General features: G+C 67.2%; 12 protein-coding genes. 6 read left to right on the top strand and 6 right to left on the bottom strand.

Annotated elements, in window-relative coordinates; genetic code table 11:
- Positions 1 to 69: 69 nt before the first annotated feature.
- Positions 70 to 993, bottom strand: coding sequence for a LysR family transcriptional regulator (locus tag JL37_RS29450; protein WP_043549068.1), 924 nt, complete (start codon positions 991 to 993; stop codon positions 70 to 72).
- Between the two features lie 218 nt (positions 994 to 1,211).
- Between JL37_RS29450 and JL37_RS29445 the strand changes: the two genes are divergently transcribed.
- Positions 1,212 to 2,345: an MFS transporter gene (locus JL37_RS29445; protein WP_052097702.1), complete on the top strand. Its 1,134-nt coding sequence runs from the start codon at positions 1,212 to 1,214 to the stop codon at positions 2,343 to 2,345.
- On the opposite strand, the gene JL37_RS29440 is transcribed toward JL37_RS29445, so the two are convergent.
- Positions 2,323 to 2,892 carry a phosphonate degradation HD-domain oxygenase gene (locus JL37_RS29440; RefSeq protein WP_043549003.1) on the bottom strand — a complete coding sequence of 190 codons (570 nt, stop codon included), beginning with the start codon at positions 2,890 to 2,892 and terminating at the stop codon, positions 2,323 to 2,325. The genes JL37_RS29445 and JL37_RS29440 overlap by 23 nt on opposite strands.
- A 54-nt stretch (positions 2,893 to 2,946) precedes the next feature.
- A complete protein-coding gene (locus JL37_RS29435) occupies positions 2,947 to 3,810 on the bottom strand; it encodes a LysR family transcriptional regulator (RefSeq protein ID WP_043549065.1) in 864 nt (287 codons plus the stop codon).
- A gap of 148 nt (positions 3,811 to 3,958) precedes the next feature.
- Between JL37_RS29435 and JL37_RS29430 the strand changes: the two genes are divergently transcribed.
- The 5 genes from JL37_RS29430 to JL37_RS29410 all read left to right on the top strand — a co-directional run bounded on the left by JL37_RS29430 (position 3,959) and on the right by JL37_RS29410 (position 10,072).
- Positions 3,959 to 5,032 (top strand): putative 2-aminoethylphosphonate ABC transporter ATP-binding protein, encoded by a 1,074-nt coding sequence (locus JL37_RS29430; protein ID WP_043549002.1) that lies wholly within the window; start codon positions 3,959 to 3,961, stop codon positions 5,030 to 5,032.
- 7 nt (positions 5,033 to 5,039) lie between these two features.
- Positions 5,040 to 6,788 carry a putative 2-aminoethylphosphonate ABC transporter permease subunit gene (locus JL37_RS29425; RefSeq protein ID WP_052097697.1) on the top strand — a complete coding sequence of 583 codons (1,749 nt, stop codon included), beginning with the start codon at positions 5,040 to 5,042 and terminating at the stop codon, positions 6,786 to 6,788.
- Between the two features lie 27 nt (positions 6,789 to 6,815).
- A complete protein-coding gene (gene phnX, locus JL37_RS29420) occupies positions 6,816 to 7,637 on the top strand; it encodes a phosphonoacetaldehyde hydrolase (protein ID WP_043548997.1) in 822 nt (273 codons plus the stop codon).
- 96 nt (positions 7,638 to 7,733) lie between these two features.
- Positions 7,734 to 8,756, top strand: coding sequence for a putative 2-aminoethylphosphonate ABC transporter substrate-binding protein (locus JL37_RS29415; RefSeq protein ID WP_043548994.1), 1,023 nt, complete (start codon positions 7,734 to 7,736; stop codon positions 8,754 to 8,756).
- 185 nt (positions 8,757 to 8,941) lie between these two features.
- The gene (locus JL37_RS29410; protein WP_043548992.1) at positions 8,942 to 10,072 is read left to right on the top strand and encodes a TIGR03364 family FAD-dependent oxidoreductase; all 1,131 of its coding nucleotides are present in this window, start codon (positions 8,942 to 8,944) and stop codon (positions 10,070 to 10,072) included.
- Between the two features lie 82 nt (positions 10,073 to 10,154).
- Here the strand turns inward: JL37_RS29410 and JL37_RS29405 are convergent, their stop codons facing one another.
- From JL37_RS29405 to JL37_RS29395, 3 genes are all read right to left on the bottom strand, one after another.
- Positions 10,155 to 11,303, bottom strand: coding sequence for an aromatic ring-hydroxylating dioxygenase subunit alpha (locus JL37_RS29405; protein WP_043548990.1), 1,149 nt, complete (start codon positions 11,301 to 11,303; stop codon positions 10,155 to 10,157).
- 353 nt (positions 11,304 to 11,656) lie between these two features.
- On the bottom strand, positions 11,657 to 12,667 hold the full coding sequence (locus JL37_RS29400) for an acyltransferase (RefSeq protein WP_043548987.1): 1,011 nt from the start codon (positions 12,665 to 12,667) through the stop codon (positions 11,657 to 11,659).
- A gap of 104 nt (positions 12,668 to 12,771) precedes the next feature.
- Positions 12,772 to 13,740, bottom strand: coding sequence for a tripartite tricarboxylate transporter substrate binding protein (locus JL37_RS29395; protein ID WP_043548985.1), 969 nt, complete (start codon positions 13,738 to 13,740; stop codon positions 12,772 to 12,774).
- Positions 13,741 to 13,820: the final 80 nt, after the last annotated feature.

The raw sequence follows: 13,820 nt of genomic DNA, 5'->3' as shown, positions 1-13,820 counted from the left end.
AAACGGGGCGCAGCGCCCCGTTTTTCTTGCTGGCGCATGGGGCATGGTGGGATAGCCCGGCGGAGCTTCCTACCGCGCGGATCGGCCCGCAGGCCCGGATGCCTTGCCGTCCGGGAACACTCTCGAACCCAGAAAGTCCACCAGCGCCCGTACCTTGGGCGACGGATGCTTGCTGGCGGGCCACAGTATGTGGAAAACGTTGCTGCGCTCCACCTGCCCCGGCAGGACCGGAACCAGGCTGCCGTCCGCCAAGGATTCGCGGATGGCGAAGTCCGGCAGGTAGGCGATCCCCAGCCCTTGCAGCGCGAAGCAGGTGCGCGTTTCGATGTTGTTGCAGATCATCGACACGGGCAACTGCAGTTCCGGCTGGTCCGCCGCTTGCCGTAGCGCCCAGGTCTGCAGCTTGCCACTGCTGGGAAAGCGGTAGTGCAGGCAACTGTGCTGCAGCAGATCGGCCGGCGTCCTGGGAGTGCCCCGGCTTGCCAGGTAGGCGGGCGAGGCGACCAGCAGGATCTGGAAGGAACCCAGGCGGCGGGCCGACAGCCGGGAATCGGCTGGTGCGCCCGTGCGCACCACGGCGTCGAAGCCTTCCTCGATGACGTCGACCAGTCGGTCGGAGAAGTCCAGGTCGAGTTCGATGTCGGGATACTCGCGCATGAACTCGCCCAGCACCGGCAGCACCAGCCCGCTGACCAGAGGCAGGCTGACGCGCAAGCGTCCGCGCGGCGCGCCTGCCGCTTGCGACAGTTCCAGTTCGGCCGCCTCGATCTCGGCCAGAATGCGGCGGCTGCGTTCCAGGAACAGCGCGCCTTCGGCCGTCAGCGTCACGCTGCGCGTGCTGCGGTGGAACAGGCGCACGCCCAGTTTTTCTTCCAGCCGCGCCACGCTCTTGCCGATGGCGGACGCCGACACGCCCAGCAGCCGGCCGGCGGCGACGAAGCTGCGGGTTTCGGCCACCTGCACGAACACGACAAAGCCATTCAGGCTGTCCATCATTTCCCTTGATTACGGACATTTTGGTCCGCATAAGAAGGAAATGTAGCCTACTTTTTCTTTAATTGCGGGGCTTCTATCGTCTGGGCTCTCCAGATTCAACCGAGATGTCCAGCATGAAAAATTCCACGTCTTCCTCGCGCCAGGGCTCGTCGCCCGCGCATCCTCCCTCTGCCGATCGGGAGCGCCTGCCATTGGGCGCCTTGCTGGCGTTGGCCATGGCGGGCTTCATCACCATCCTGACCGAGGCGCTGCCGGCTGGGCTGCTGCCGCAGATGGCGCAGGGCCTGGCCGTATCCCAGGCCCGCATCGGCCAGACGGTCACGATCTATGCGATCGGCTCGCTGGTGGCGGCGATTCCCCTGGTCGCCGCGACCCGGGGGATACGGCGGCGTCCGCTGCTGCTGGCGGCGATCGCCGGATTCGTGCTCGCCAATACGGTGACGGCTTTGTCATCCAGCTATGTGCTGACCATGGCCGCGCGCTTCCTGGCCGGCGTGTCGGCGGGGCTGCTGTGGGCGCTGCTGGCCGGCTACGCCGCGCGGATGGTGCCCCCGCACCAACAAGGCCGCGCGATCGCGGTGGCGATGGTGGGCGCGCCGCTGGCGCTGTCGCTGGGCGTGCCGGCCGGGACCTTCCTGGGCGCGTTGTGGGGTTGGCGCATCGGTTTCGGCATCATGAGCGGGCTGGCCTTGGTCCTGATGGTCTGGGTGCGCCTGCGGGTGCCGGACTATGCCGGACAGGGGCGGGGTCGGCAGCTGTCGCTGCGCCGGGTGTTCCTGCTGCCGGGCGTGCGTCCGGTGCTGTTCGCGGTGCTGGCATTCGTGCTGGCGCACAACATTCTGTACATCTACATCGCGCCGTTCCTGGCTTCGGTGGGGATGGCCGGACGCACCGAACTGGTGCTGTTGGTCTTCGGGCTGAGTTCGCTGTTCGGCATCTGGGTGGTCGGGACGCTGATCGACCGCCATCTGCGGACGCTGACCCTGGCCTGCATCGCGCTGTTTGGCCTGGCCGCACTGGTGCTGGGCATCGCGGGCGGGGTGCCGGCCTTGCTTTATCTGGCGGTGGGCGCCTGGGGCGTGGCGTTCGGCGGCTCGCCGACCTTGTTCCAGACCGCGCTGGCCAAGACGGCGGGCGATGCCGCGGACGTGGCGCAGTCCATGCTGGTCACGGCGTGGAACACCGCCATCGCCGCGGGCGGGGGCGTCGGCGGCGCGCTGCTCGAACGCGTGGGCGTGGCCGCGTTCGTGCCGGTCTTGCTGATGCTGCTGGCGGCGACGCTGGCGGCCGTCCGGGCCGCCAGGACGCACGGATTTCCCGCCAGCCCTACCAGATGGCGGCCAGCTTGACCCGCCCCGAGACGCTTTCGGCGATTTCGAGGAAGTGATCCAGGGACGGAGTCGCCAGCCCGGGCACCTTGGCCATGTCGTCCCAGCGCCTCAGCCGTATCGCGTCCGGCGCGCCCGGCATGCTCGCAAAATCCACCGCCTGGCCCGCATCGAAACTCCCCCCTTGCAGCGCCAGGCTGCGCTTCGAATCCTCCGACAGCGACGCTTCATATTGCGGTTCCACATAGCAGAGGTAGCGCTTGGCCTCCACATGCAGCCGGATCGGGTTCAGCACTGCCGGGCTGAACAGGCCGCGCAGGAAGGGCAGCACGAAGTACTGGTGCTTGTCGTCGATGCCGCGCAGGGTCGGCGTGCCCGGCCGGTCGGCGATGAGATGGCCCAGGTCGTGCAGCAGGCATGCGGTGATCAGGTGGGGGCCGGCGCCATTGCGCTCGGCAAGCGCCGCCGTCTGCAACGCGTGCCGCAGATGGCTGACGGACTCGCCGTGGTACGAGCGGTGTCCGCGCTCCAGGAAAATCTGTTCGATATCTTGCAGGGTCAAGGCCATGGTCGTCTCCAGGGTGGCCGCAAAGGGGAGGTGGCGGGCTGGGGCTGCTCGTGGTCAGTCCGCGGACGGCGCCATCTCCAGAAAGCGCGCGATCAGCTGCACCGGCTGGCGCTCGCGCAGGCAATACAGGTATTCGTGCATCACGATGTCGGCGCCCTGTATGTCCAGGGCCGCCAGGTCGGGGTGCGACGGGATTTCACGCGAGGGGATCAGGCTGATCCCCAGTCCGCACAGGATGGCCTGGCGGATGGATTCCCGGCTGCCGATTTCCAGCGTGCGCGGCACCGCGACGCCGGCCGACTGCAGGGCGTCTTCCGTGAGTTGCCGCGTCATGGAGCCGGGCTCGCGCAGGAGCAGGGCGTGTTCCGCCAGATCGGCCAGGCGCACCTGGCCGCGGCGGGCCAGCGGGTGGTCGCGGTGGGTCACCACGCGGATGGGGTCGGCCGCGATCATCCGCCGGTACAGGTGCTTGTCATCCATCAGAAAGGACGAGGTGGCAATCTCGATGCGGTAATCGTGCAGGGCCTGCAGCATGCTCTGCGAATTGCCGATGGCGAGGGTCAGGTCGATGCCCGGGTAGCGCTGGTTGTAGCTGCGCACCGTATCCATGATGTAGTAGGGGCCGGTGGCGCCGATCCGCAGGTTGCCCTCGCGCAGGTCGCTGGCGTCGCGTAGCCGGAAGTCGATCTCGGTTTCCTGCTGAACCAGCTTTTCCACCATGGGCATCAGGCTCTGGCCCGCGTCCGACAGCCGCATGCCGCGGCCTTGCCGGTGGAACAGCTCTACTCCATAGCGTGACTCCAGCTGGCGCAACTGCCCCGTCACCGTGGGCTGGCTGACGCCCAACTGGGCGGCGGCCTTGGTAACGGTGCCGCAGCGGGCCACGGCATAGAAGGATTTGAGTTCGGCGACAAGCACGGTGTTCGGGGTCGGCAAATGGACGCAATGCGCAAGACCGCCAGTACACCAAAATAATTTGATGTTTTTATTACTGCATTTGCGCGAAGTGTCATAAACACTCAATACGCGTCTTCCATACTGCGTGCGTTCCCAAACCGGAGGCCCCATGGCCGAACGCGACAACGCATTTCTCTCCGTCAGGCATCTCGTGAAGCGGTTCGGCAGCCACACCGCGCTGTCGGACGTCTCGCTGGATATCCGGGCCGGAGAGCTGGTCTGCCTGCTGGGTCCCTCGGGCTGCGGCAAGACCACCTTGCTGCGCGCCATCGCCGGGCTCGAGCGGCAGGACAGCGGCACGATCGTGCTGTCCGGCCGCGATATTTCGCATGCCGAGCCGCAAGCGCGCGACTACGGCATCCTGTTCCAGTCATACGCCTTGTTTCCCAACCTGACCGTGGCCCAGAACGTGGCCTACGGGCTGAGCGGCAAGCGCGCCCATCGCAGCCACGTCGCCAGCCGCGTCGAGGAAATGCTGACGCTGGTGGGGCTGGCGGGCGCGGCCGGAAAGTACCCGGGTCAGATCTCCGGCGGGCAGCAGCAGCGCGTGGCCCTGGCCCGCGCGCTGGCGCCTTCGCCGTCCCTGCTGTTGCTGGACGAGCCCATGTCCGCCCTGGACGCCCGGGTGCGCGAGCACCTGCGCATCGAGCTGCGCGCGCTGCAAAAGCGCCTGTCCATCACCACGCTGATGGTGACGCACGACCAGGAAGAGGCCATGGTGATGGCCGACCGCATCGCCGTCATGAACGGCGGCGTCATCGAACAGTACGGCACCCCCAGGGAGCTCTACCGCCAGCCCGGTTCGGCTTTCATCGCCGATTTCGTGGGCGAGGCGAACTGGCTGCCGTTCGAGCGCGTGGACGCCCACCGCGCGCGCGTGGGCCGCCAGGAGCTGGCCGTGGACGAGGCGCTGGACGCCCGCAGCGGCAGGCTCTTCGTGCGGCCCGAGGCCGTGCGCGTCAGCACCGCGCGGCTGGAACAGCCGAACGCCATGCTGGCCGACGTGCTGGACGGCGTGTTCCTGGGCCGGGGCTACCGCCTGGCCCTGCGCCTGGAGGGCGTGCCCGGCGCCACGGTGCATTCCATCGTATCCCCCGAAATCGGAGACGCCCTGCTGGGCCCTCACGCCGCCAGCCGCTGCTGGGTGGAGCTGCCGCGCCATGCGATACGCGCCTACGCTTGACCCCGCCATGATCCATGCATCCAATGCGCCCGCTCCGGCCGCGGCCACTGCGCCAGCGCTGGGCCGGCGCCCCTTGCCCGCCTGGATCGGCGCCGCCGGCCTCGCGGGCGGGCAGGGCGCTCTGGCCTTGTGCCTGCTGGTGTTCCTGGCGCTGCCGCTCATGGCGATCCTGGCCAAGTCCGTGACCGACGGCAACGGCGATTGGGCCGGCCTGTCGGTGGTCGCCGGCATCATCGGCGGCGATGGTTTCCTGGGCATGGTCGGGCGCAGCCTGGCGGTGGGCATCGTGACGACATTGCTGGTGGTGCCCTGCGCCTACGCCTTCGCCTATGGCCTGACGCGCACGCGCCTGCCGGGCAAGGGGCTTCTTCGCACCGTCGCCTTGCTGCCGCTGCTCGCCCCGTCGCTGCTGCCGGGCATCGCCCTGGTCTACCTGCTGGGCAACCAGGGGCTGCTCAAGGGGCTGACCGGCGGCGCAACCATCTACGGCTTCTGGGGCATCGTCGTGGGCGAGGCGTTCTATACCTTCCCGCACGCGCTCATGATCCTGCTGACGGGCCTGGCCCTGGCCGACGGCCGCCTCTACGACGCAGCGCGCGCCATGGGCGCGGGCCCTTTGCGCACGTTCATGACCGTGACCCTGCCCGGCACCCGCTACGCGGTGTTCTCCGCCTGCTGCGTGGTGTTCACGCTGACGGTGACGGACTTCGGCGTGCCCAAGGTCGTGGGCGGCGATTACAACGTGCTGGCGATGGAGGCTTACAAGGCCGTGGTCGGACAGCAGAACTTTCCCAAGGGCGCGGCCATCGGCATTCTCCTGCTCGTGCCCGCCATCCTGACCTTCGCGCTGGACCGGCGGCTGCGCGCCCGGCAGGGCGCCCAGATGAGCGGCCGGGCCCAGCCCTACGCCGCGGGCGTCAACCGCCGCCGCGACGCCGCGTTCCTGGCGCTGGCGGGCCTGCTGGCCGCATTCCTGCTGCTGATCATCGGCGTGGCGGTGTGGGCTTCGTTCGTGAAGATGTGGCCCTACAACCTGTCCATGTCGCTGCGGTCCTACGATTTCGACAATATGGACGGCGGTGGCTGGCTGGCCTGGCGCAACAGCCTGGAACTGGCATTCTGCACCGCCCTGGTGGGCACCGCCGTGGTTTTCACCGGCGCGTGGATGATGGAGAAAGTGCCTGCCCGCAGCGCTCCGGCGCGCGGCCTGCGCGGCCTGCTCGGCATGCTGGCGCTGATGCCCATGGCCGTTCCAGGCCTGGTGCTCGGCCTGGGCTACATCTTCTTCTTCAACAGCCCGATGAACCCGCTGAACGTGCTGTACGGAACCATGCCGCTGCTGGTCCTCTGCACGGTCATCCACTTCTACACCAGCGCGCACCTGACGGCCTCCACGGCGCTCAACGCGCTGGATCCCGAGTTCGAAGCGGCTTCCGCGTCGCTGAAGGTGCCGCGCCTGACCACGTTCCTGCGCGTGACCCTGCCGATGTGCCTGCCAGCCGCGCTCGACGTCGCCCGCTATCTGTTCGTTTCCGCCATGACGACGGTGTCCGCCGTGGTGTTCCTCTACAGCCCGTCCACGGTGCTGGCCGCGGTCGCGGTGCTGAACATGGACGATGCCGGATTCATCGGCCCCGCGGCGGCGATGTGCACCGTGATCATGGCCAGTTCGGCCGCTGCGGCGCTGGTCCTGCACTTGGCAAGCCGCGCCCTGGTGGCGCGCAGCCAGGCCTGGCGCCGCCCCTCCGCGCAATGACCGACTATTTTCTTGAAGGATGACCTCATGACTGTTTCGCCTTTGCCCGTCCGCTTGGAAGCGGTGATCTTCGATTGGGCCGGAACGCTGGTCGATTTCGGTTCCTTTGCGCCCACCAAAGTGTTCGTCGACGCATTCGCGCAGTTCGGCATGGACGTGTCGCTGGCGCAGGCCCGCGGCCCCATGGGCATGGGCAAGTGGGACCACATCCGCACGCTGTGCGACCAGGCGGCCATCGCCAGCCAGTACCAGGCCCAGTTCGGCCGGCTGCCCACCGATGACGACGTGACCGCGATCTATGAGCGCTTCCTGCCGATGCAGCTGGAGAAGGTCGCCCAGTATTCGGCGGCGATACCGGGCGCGGCCGAGCTGCTGCGCGCGCTGCGCCAGCGCGGCCTGAAGATCGGCTCCTGCTCCGGCTATCCGGACAGCGTCATGCGCCGCGTGATCGAACGCGCCGCCACGGAGGGCCTGGAACCCGATTGCATCGTCGCCAGCGACGACGTGCCGCGCGCCCGTCCCGCGCCCGCGATGGCCCTGAAGAACGTCGTGGAGCTGGGCCTGTCGGACGTGGCCGCCTGCATCAAGGTCGACGACACCGCGCCGGGCATCGAGGAAGGGCGCCGCGCCGGCATGTGGACGGTGGGCCTGCTGCTGTCCGGCAATGCCGCCGGCCTGACGCTGGACGAATACCTGAGCCTGGACGAGGCGGGCCGCCAGGAGGCGCGCTCGCGTGCCAGCGCCGAGCTATCGCCCGCCGCGCCGCACTACCTGATCGACACCGTTGCCGACCTGCCCGCCGTGATCGCCGACGTCGAATCCCGCTTGTCCGCAGGCCAGCGCCCTTAACCGCCCACTGACATCCCCCTTTGCATGCGGGACCGGCCCAGGCCGGCCCCGGGGGCCCTTTTCAGCCTTTTTTCCGCTTACCCACGGAGTATCCTCATGAATCGCTACAAGCTGCTTGCACTGGCCGCCGCCCTGACGGGCGTGATGGGCGCCGCCTCCGCCGAGACCACCCTGACCGTCTACACCGCGCTCGAAGCCGACCAGATCAAGGTCTACCAGGCCGCGTTCGAGAAGGCCAATCCCGACATCAAGATCCAGTGGGTCCGCGACTCCACCGGCATCATCGCCGCCAAGCTGCTGGCCGAGAAGAGCAATCCCAAGGCCGACGTGATCTGGGGCCTGGCCGGCACGGCGCTGGGCCTGATGGACAAGGAAGGCATGCTGCAGCCCTACGCCCCCAAGGGCCTGGACCAGATCGCCGCCAACATGCGCGATGCCAAGGCCGAGCCGTCGTGGGTCGGCATGGACGGCTACGCCGCCGCCATCTGCTTCAACACCATCGAAGCCGAAAAGCAGAAGCTGCCCAAGCCCACCTCCTGGGAGGACCTGACCAAGCCGGTCTACGCCGGCAAGATCGTGATGCCCAATCCGGCTTCCTCGGGCACCGGCTTCCTGGACGTGAGCGCCTGGCTGCAGATCTTCGGTGAAGAGAAGGGCTGGGCCTACATGGACGCCCTGCACGAGAACATCGGTTCGTACACGCACTCGGGTTCCAAGCCTTGCAACATGGCCGCCGCGGGCGAGTTCCCGATCGGGGTGTCGTTCGACTATCGCGCCGCCAAGCTGAAGGCCGACGGCGCGCCGGTCGAAGCCGTGTTCCCGTCGGAAGGCCTGGGCTGGGAAGTGGAAGCCACCGCCATCATGAAGGGCACGAAAAACCTGGAGGCCGCGCGTAAGCTGGCCGACTTCTCGGCCAGCCGCGAGGCCAACGAGCTGTACAAGGCCAACTTCGCAGTGCTGGCGATTCCTTCTATCGCCACGGTCAATCCCAACCTGCCGGCCGACCTGACCAAGCGCATGATCAAGAACGACTTCGTCTGGGCCGCCACGAACCGCGAACGCATCATCGCCGAGTGGACCAAGCGCTACGACGGCAAGTCCGAGCCGAAGAAGAAGTAAGCCGGCAAGCCGGCGCCCGGCCGGCGCTGCCCAAGTGGCCAGTCCGTTTCACATTTGATTTCTCCGCCGCGTCGACACGCCTCCCGCCATGGCCTGGCGGGGCCGCACGGATCCGGCTTTGCCGGTCCGTAGCGGCGCCCCCTCGAAGGGGGAGGCGCGCAGCGCTCCGGGGGTGGGTTCTACCTATGAAGAATTTCGACGTAGTCGTGGTGGGCGCGGGCATGCTCGGCATCGCGCACGCCTGGGCGGCCGCCAAGCGCGGCCTGTCCGTGGCCGTGATCGAGCGCAGCCGCCAGGCGCACGGCGCCACGATCCGCAATTTCGGCCAGGTCATCGTAACGGGCCAGGCGCCCGGCATGATGCTGTTGCATGCCCAGCAGGCCCGCGAGCTGTGGCTGGACCTGGCGGCCAGGGCGGGTTTCCATGTGCGGGCCAACGGCGCCCTGGTGCTGGCGCGCAATGCCGACGAGGCGGATGTGCTGCAGGAGTTCGCGGACACCCGCATGCATCAGGAAGGCTATCGCGCCGAACTGCTGTCGGGCCGCGACGTCGCCCGCCTGTATGGCGGCAGGCTGTCGCATCACTGCGCGGCCCTGCAAGGGCATGACGATCTGCAGATCTATTCGCGCGAGGCGCTGCCGGCCATCACGCGCTACCTGGCGGAGTCGCTGGGCGTCGCCTTCATCACCGGCACGCTGGCGCGCGCCGTGGAGGGCGGGCTGGTCTGCACCACGGCCGGTGAATTCCAGGCCGGGCACGTGTTCGTCTGCCCCGGCCATGACTACCTGACCCTGATGCCCGAACTGTTCGCGCCGTTGAACCTGGAGGTGACGCGCCTGCAGATGCTGCGCGCCGCCTTCGAGACGGACCCCATCGCGCTGGACCGCCCCCTGCTCACGGGCCTGTCCTGCGTGCACTATGGCGCGTTTTCAGACCTGCCGTCGGCGCTGGCGTTGCGCGACGTGATCCAGGCGCGCACGCCCATGTTGCTGGAAAACGGCATCCACTTGTTGATCAGCCCCACGCCCTACGGCGAACTGATCATCGGCGATTCGCATCGCTATGGGCAGGACGCGCCGCCGTTCAATGACGAAGCGGTCGATGAGGCGATGCTGGACCTGGCTTCGCAGGCCCTGGGCGCGCGCCTGCGCGTGCTGGAGCGCTGGCAGGGCGTATATGGCGCCCACGGGCCGGCGCCGTTCTCGGTAATGCCGGTCGACGCGGCCACGACGGTGGCGGTCATGCACTCGGGCGTGGGCATGACGGTGGGGCTGGCCATCGGCGAGCGCGCCGTGGCCGGAGCGCTCGGCCGCTGATCCGGCTTTGCTCCGCCAGAAAAAAGGCCTCGCAGTCGCGAGGCCTTTTGCTTTTGCAGGGGGGGCGCCGAAGCCTGGGGCTTCAGAGCTGCTCCTGCATGATGCGGCGATACCATTCATGGAAGTGCTGCATGCCGTCTTCCATGGGCGATTGGTAAGGGCCGGTTTCGTTCACGCCGCGCTGCATCAGGGCCTTGCGGCCGGCGTCCATGCGTTCGGCGATCTCGTCGTCCTCGATGGCCGTTTCCATGTACGCGGCGCGTTGCGCCTCGACGAATTCGCGCTCGAAGGCGGCGATTTCCTCGGGGTAGTAGAACTCGACCACGTTCACCGTTTCCTGCGGGCTCTTCGGGTACAGCGTGGAGAGCACCAGCACGTGCGGATAGAGCTCGATCATGTGGGTAGGGAAATACGTGACCCACACGGCGCCGAAATCGGGCGCGTCGCCTTCACGGAACGCCAGCAGGCGGTCATGCCACTGCCTGTAGACATCCGATCCCGGCTGCGCCAGCGCATTGTGCACGCCGACCCGCTGCAGGCTGTACCAGTCGTTGAACTCCCAGGTCAGGTCGTCGCACGTGACGAAGCGGCCCAGGCCGGGATGGAACGGACCGACGTGGTAGTCCTCGAGGTAGACCTCGATGAAGGTCTTCCAGTTGTAATTGCACTGGTGCACTTCGACGTGGTCCAGCACGTAGTCGCCGAAGTCGAACTCGGGACGCGAGAACAGCGGGGCCATGTCGGAGGCCGGATCGCGCGGACCTTCGAACAGCAGGCCGTGGCAATCGCGCAGCCGGAATTTCTGCAGGTTCATGCAGGGTGTGGTGTCGAACTGGGGCGCGCCCAACAACTCGCCCTGGTTGTTGTACGTCCAACGGTGCAGCGGACACACGATGTTGCCGCCGGTAGCCTTCAGATTGCCTGCCGTGTTGCAGTTGCCGGCCACATTGCCGGCCTCGCCGCCAAGCATCAACGCCTGCCGGTGGCGGCAGACATTTGAGATGAGTTCGACGCCTTGCTGGTTGCGGACCAGCACGCGCCCTCCGTTTTCCTGGACCAGCGTACGCCAGTCCCCGGTTTCGGGCACCAATTTCTGGTGGCCGACGTATTGCGAGGATTGCTTGAAAATGAGTTCTTGCTCGCGGGCAAAGAGGGCTTCGTCAAAATATGCGCTGACGGGTAGCTGGGTGCGAGCTGGCACTACATGTGCCATCCGACCGATGTCGGTCATGATTCCCTCCGCTCGGATAAAAAAGCCAGGACGGTTGAGCTTTTGCCAGGCAGCTTTACGTGGTGGCCTTGCCCAGCGTGCATGGTGCGGCTGTCCGGCCGGGCCCGGGGGCTTGGCCGAATCAGCCGGTTGATGCCGGTTGAATTCCGCTGGGCAAATCCGCCAAGTGAATCCGCTGGGTGAATTCCGTTCTGGCGCGAAGAAAAATCGGTGTCTGGCCGATCAAATAAGCCGTGAATTGTACCCCAAGCCCTTCCCCCGCGCCCGTGAAGATCCGTGACGCGTCATGAAGCCGCGGCTGATGCCTTTTGGCCGGCGCGCGAACCCGGTTTCCGACCGTCCGTGTCGGCCTTTCAGACGAGCCTGCGGGTGGCCGGATGCCGCCGCAGCAGCCAGCTGCTTGCCGCCGATAGCGTGAAGACGGACGCGGCCAGCAGGGGCACGGTCCAGGCATCGCTGCGCGCGCCGGTCATGGCGCCGGCGCGGCGCGCCAGGTCCAGGAACAATGGGTGAATCAGGTAGACGCCGAAGGTCAGCGGCGCCAGCGGGGCCAGGCGCGGCACGCGTTGCGACGACACGATCCATTGGAACGCGGCCAGCGACATGAACGGCACGGTCAGGCTGAAATAGTCATAGAAATAGGTATCCAGTGTCCGGTTGCTGGACATCGTGTAGACGCCCAGGGCGGTTGCGGCCACGCTGGCCGCCAGCATCAGGCCCGGCCGCGGCACGCGCATCTGGCCGTCGAAGATCAGGCGGCCGGCCACGAAGTAGCCCAGGTAGGGAAGGAACCAGGTCAGGAAAAAGCCGGCCGGCGCGCCCAGGGCGCGGCGGTACAGGGCGTCCAGGATCGCCACTCCCAGGATGCCGACCACCCATAGTCCGCGCGCCCGGGGAGTGCTGCGGGCATAGAGCAGCCGGGTGAGGGGGGCGAACAGGTACAGCCCTACGATCATGTACAGGTACCAAAGGTGGTAGTAGGGCTCGCCCTGGACGACCTTTCGGGGCCAGAACGAAAAATCGATGCGGCCGTCGTCCCACCAGTCCAGCGCGGTGCGCCACGCCAGGTAGAAAAGCGTCCAGAACACGAGAGGAGCGCAGATCCGGGCCATCCGCCGGCTGTAGAACTGACGGGCGTCTTGGGGCTTGTCGGGATCCAGCAGCAGGGCGCCGCTCACCATGACGAAGACAGGCACGCACCAGCGCGCCGCCGAATCGTAGAGATTCGCGGCCAGCCAAGCTCCCCCGCCGTAGGCGGCGGGGTTGCTGACGATCACGGCGGCGCTGTGCAACAGGACGACGGCCAGGGCCGCCAGCCAGCGCGCCGCGTCCAGGCGCGCATATCTTTCTTCCAGGTACGGCATCGGACTCCCGGCTAGGTGTTTTTTTCACCATAGCAGCCGGGAGTGCGGGGCTGGTGTATCCAGGGGTTAGGGCCTGTTAACGGGGCCTGTTAACGCCGTCCCTCTTACTGCAGGACGATGTTGGCCTGCTTGATCAACTGCGAGACGATCGGCTGTTCGGTCTTGATCTGCTTGTCCAGTTCGGCGGGCGTGCCGGACCGCGGATCGATGCCCATGTCCAGCATGCGCTTCTTCACCGCTTCGTCCTGCAGCGTTTCGGCCAGCGCCTGTTGCAGTTTCTCCATGACGGGGGCGGGCGTGCCCTTGGGCGCCACGAAGCTGAACCAGGCGGTCAGGTCGAACGAGGGGTAGCCCTGCTCGGACAGCGTTTCCAGCTTGGGCAGCGTGGCCAGGCGCGAAGGGCTGGTGATGGCGAACACCTTGACCTTGCCCGCGTCGGCCTGCGGTATGCCGGTGGCCACCATGTCGAAGAACAGGTCCACATCGCCGCTGATGAGCGCGGGCAGCGCCTGGGTCGCGCCCTTGAAGGGCACGTGCAGGATGTCGATGCCGGCGCGCTTCTTGAAGAGCTCGCCGGCGAGGTGGGACGAGGTGCCCGGGCCGAAAGTGGCGAAAGTCAGCTTGCCCGGGTTCTGCTTGGCGTAGGCAACGATGTCCTGGGTGCTCTTGAAAGGTTGCTTGGGGCTGGCCAGCAGGACCAGGGGACCCACGCCCACCATGCCGATGTGGGCGAAACCATCCGGGTCATAGGGCAGTTCCTTGTACAGATAGCGGTTCGTGACCAGCGTGGAGTTGGTGGCCATCAGGATGGTGTAGCCGTCCGGCGCCTCGCGCGAGACGAACGCCGCCCCGATGGAGGTGCCGGCGCCGGCCTTGTTCTCGACGATCATGGGCTGGCCCAGCGTCTTGGCCATGCGCTCGGCCAGCACGCGCGTCAGCACGTCGGTGGCGCCGCCGGCCGGGAAGGGCGAAACGACCTTGATCGGCCGGGAGGGATAGGTGTCGGCCTGGGCGCCCAGCGCCGCGGCGCTGAGGAGCAGGGTGGCCAGCAGTTTGAAGCTCGTGCGTATCATGTGTTCCCCTTGATGTCGCGTACGGGTGTGGGTCGTCGGGTCCGGCTTTGTGCTTGCCAGTTCCCTATGGATGCTTTAAA

The organism is Achromobacter sp. RTa, from assembly GCF_000757485.1.
GTDB lineage: Bacteria > Pseudomonadota > Gammaproteobacteria > Burkholderiales > Burkholderiaceae_B > Achromobacter.
Note: the sequence above shows the minus strand (reverse complement) of the source record. Positions and strands in the feature narration are given on the sequence as shown.

Coding starts and splice junctions, on each gene's coding strand:
- JL37_RS29450 (WP_043549068.1), bottom strand. CDS start 993: ATGGACAGCCTGAATGGCTTTGTCGTGTTCGTGCAGGTGGCCGAAACC.
- JL37_RS29445 (WP_052097702.1), top strand. CDS start 1,212: ATGGCGGGCTTCATCACCATCCTGACCGAGGCGCTGCCGGCTGGGCTG.
- JL37_RS29440 (WP_043549003.1), bottom strand. CDS start 2,892: ATGGCCTTGACCCTGCAAGATATCGAACAGATTTTCCTGGAGCGCGGA.
- JL37_RS29430 (WP_043549002.1), top strand. CDS start 3,959: ATGGCCGAACGCGACAACGCATTTCTCTCCGTCAGGCATCTCGTGAAG.
- JL37_RS29425 (WP_052097697.1), top strand. CDS start 5,040: ATGATCCATGCATCCAATGCGCCCGCTCCGGCCGCGGCCACTGCGCCA.
- phnX (WP_043548997.1), top strand. CDS start 6,816: ATGACTGTTTCGCCTTTGCCCGTCCGCTTGGAAGCGGTGATCTTCGAT.
- JL37_RS29415 (WP_043548994.1), top strand. CDS start 7,734: ATGAATCGCTACAAGCTGCTTGCACTGGCCGCCGCCCTGACGGGCGTG.
- JL37_RS29410 (WP_043548992.1), top strand. CDS start 8,942: ATGAAGAATTTCGACGTAGTCGTGGTGGGCGCGGGCATGCTCGGCATC.
- JL37_RS29405 (WP_043548990.1), bottom strand. CDS start 11,303: ATGACCGACATCGGTCGGATGGCACATGTAGTGCCAGCTCGCACCCAG.
- JL37_RS29400 (WP_043548987.1), bottom strand. CDS start 12,667: ATGCCGTACCTGGAAGAAAGATATGCGCGCCTGGACGCGGCGCGCTGG.
- JL37_RS29395 (WP_043548985.1), bottom strand. CDS start 13,740: ATGATACGCACGAGCTTCAAACTGCTGGCCACCCTGCTCCTCAGCGCC.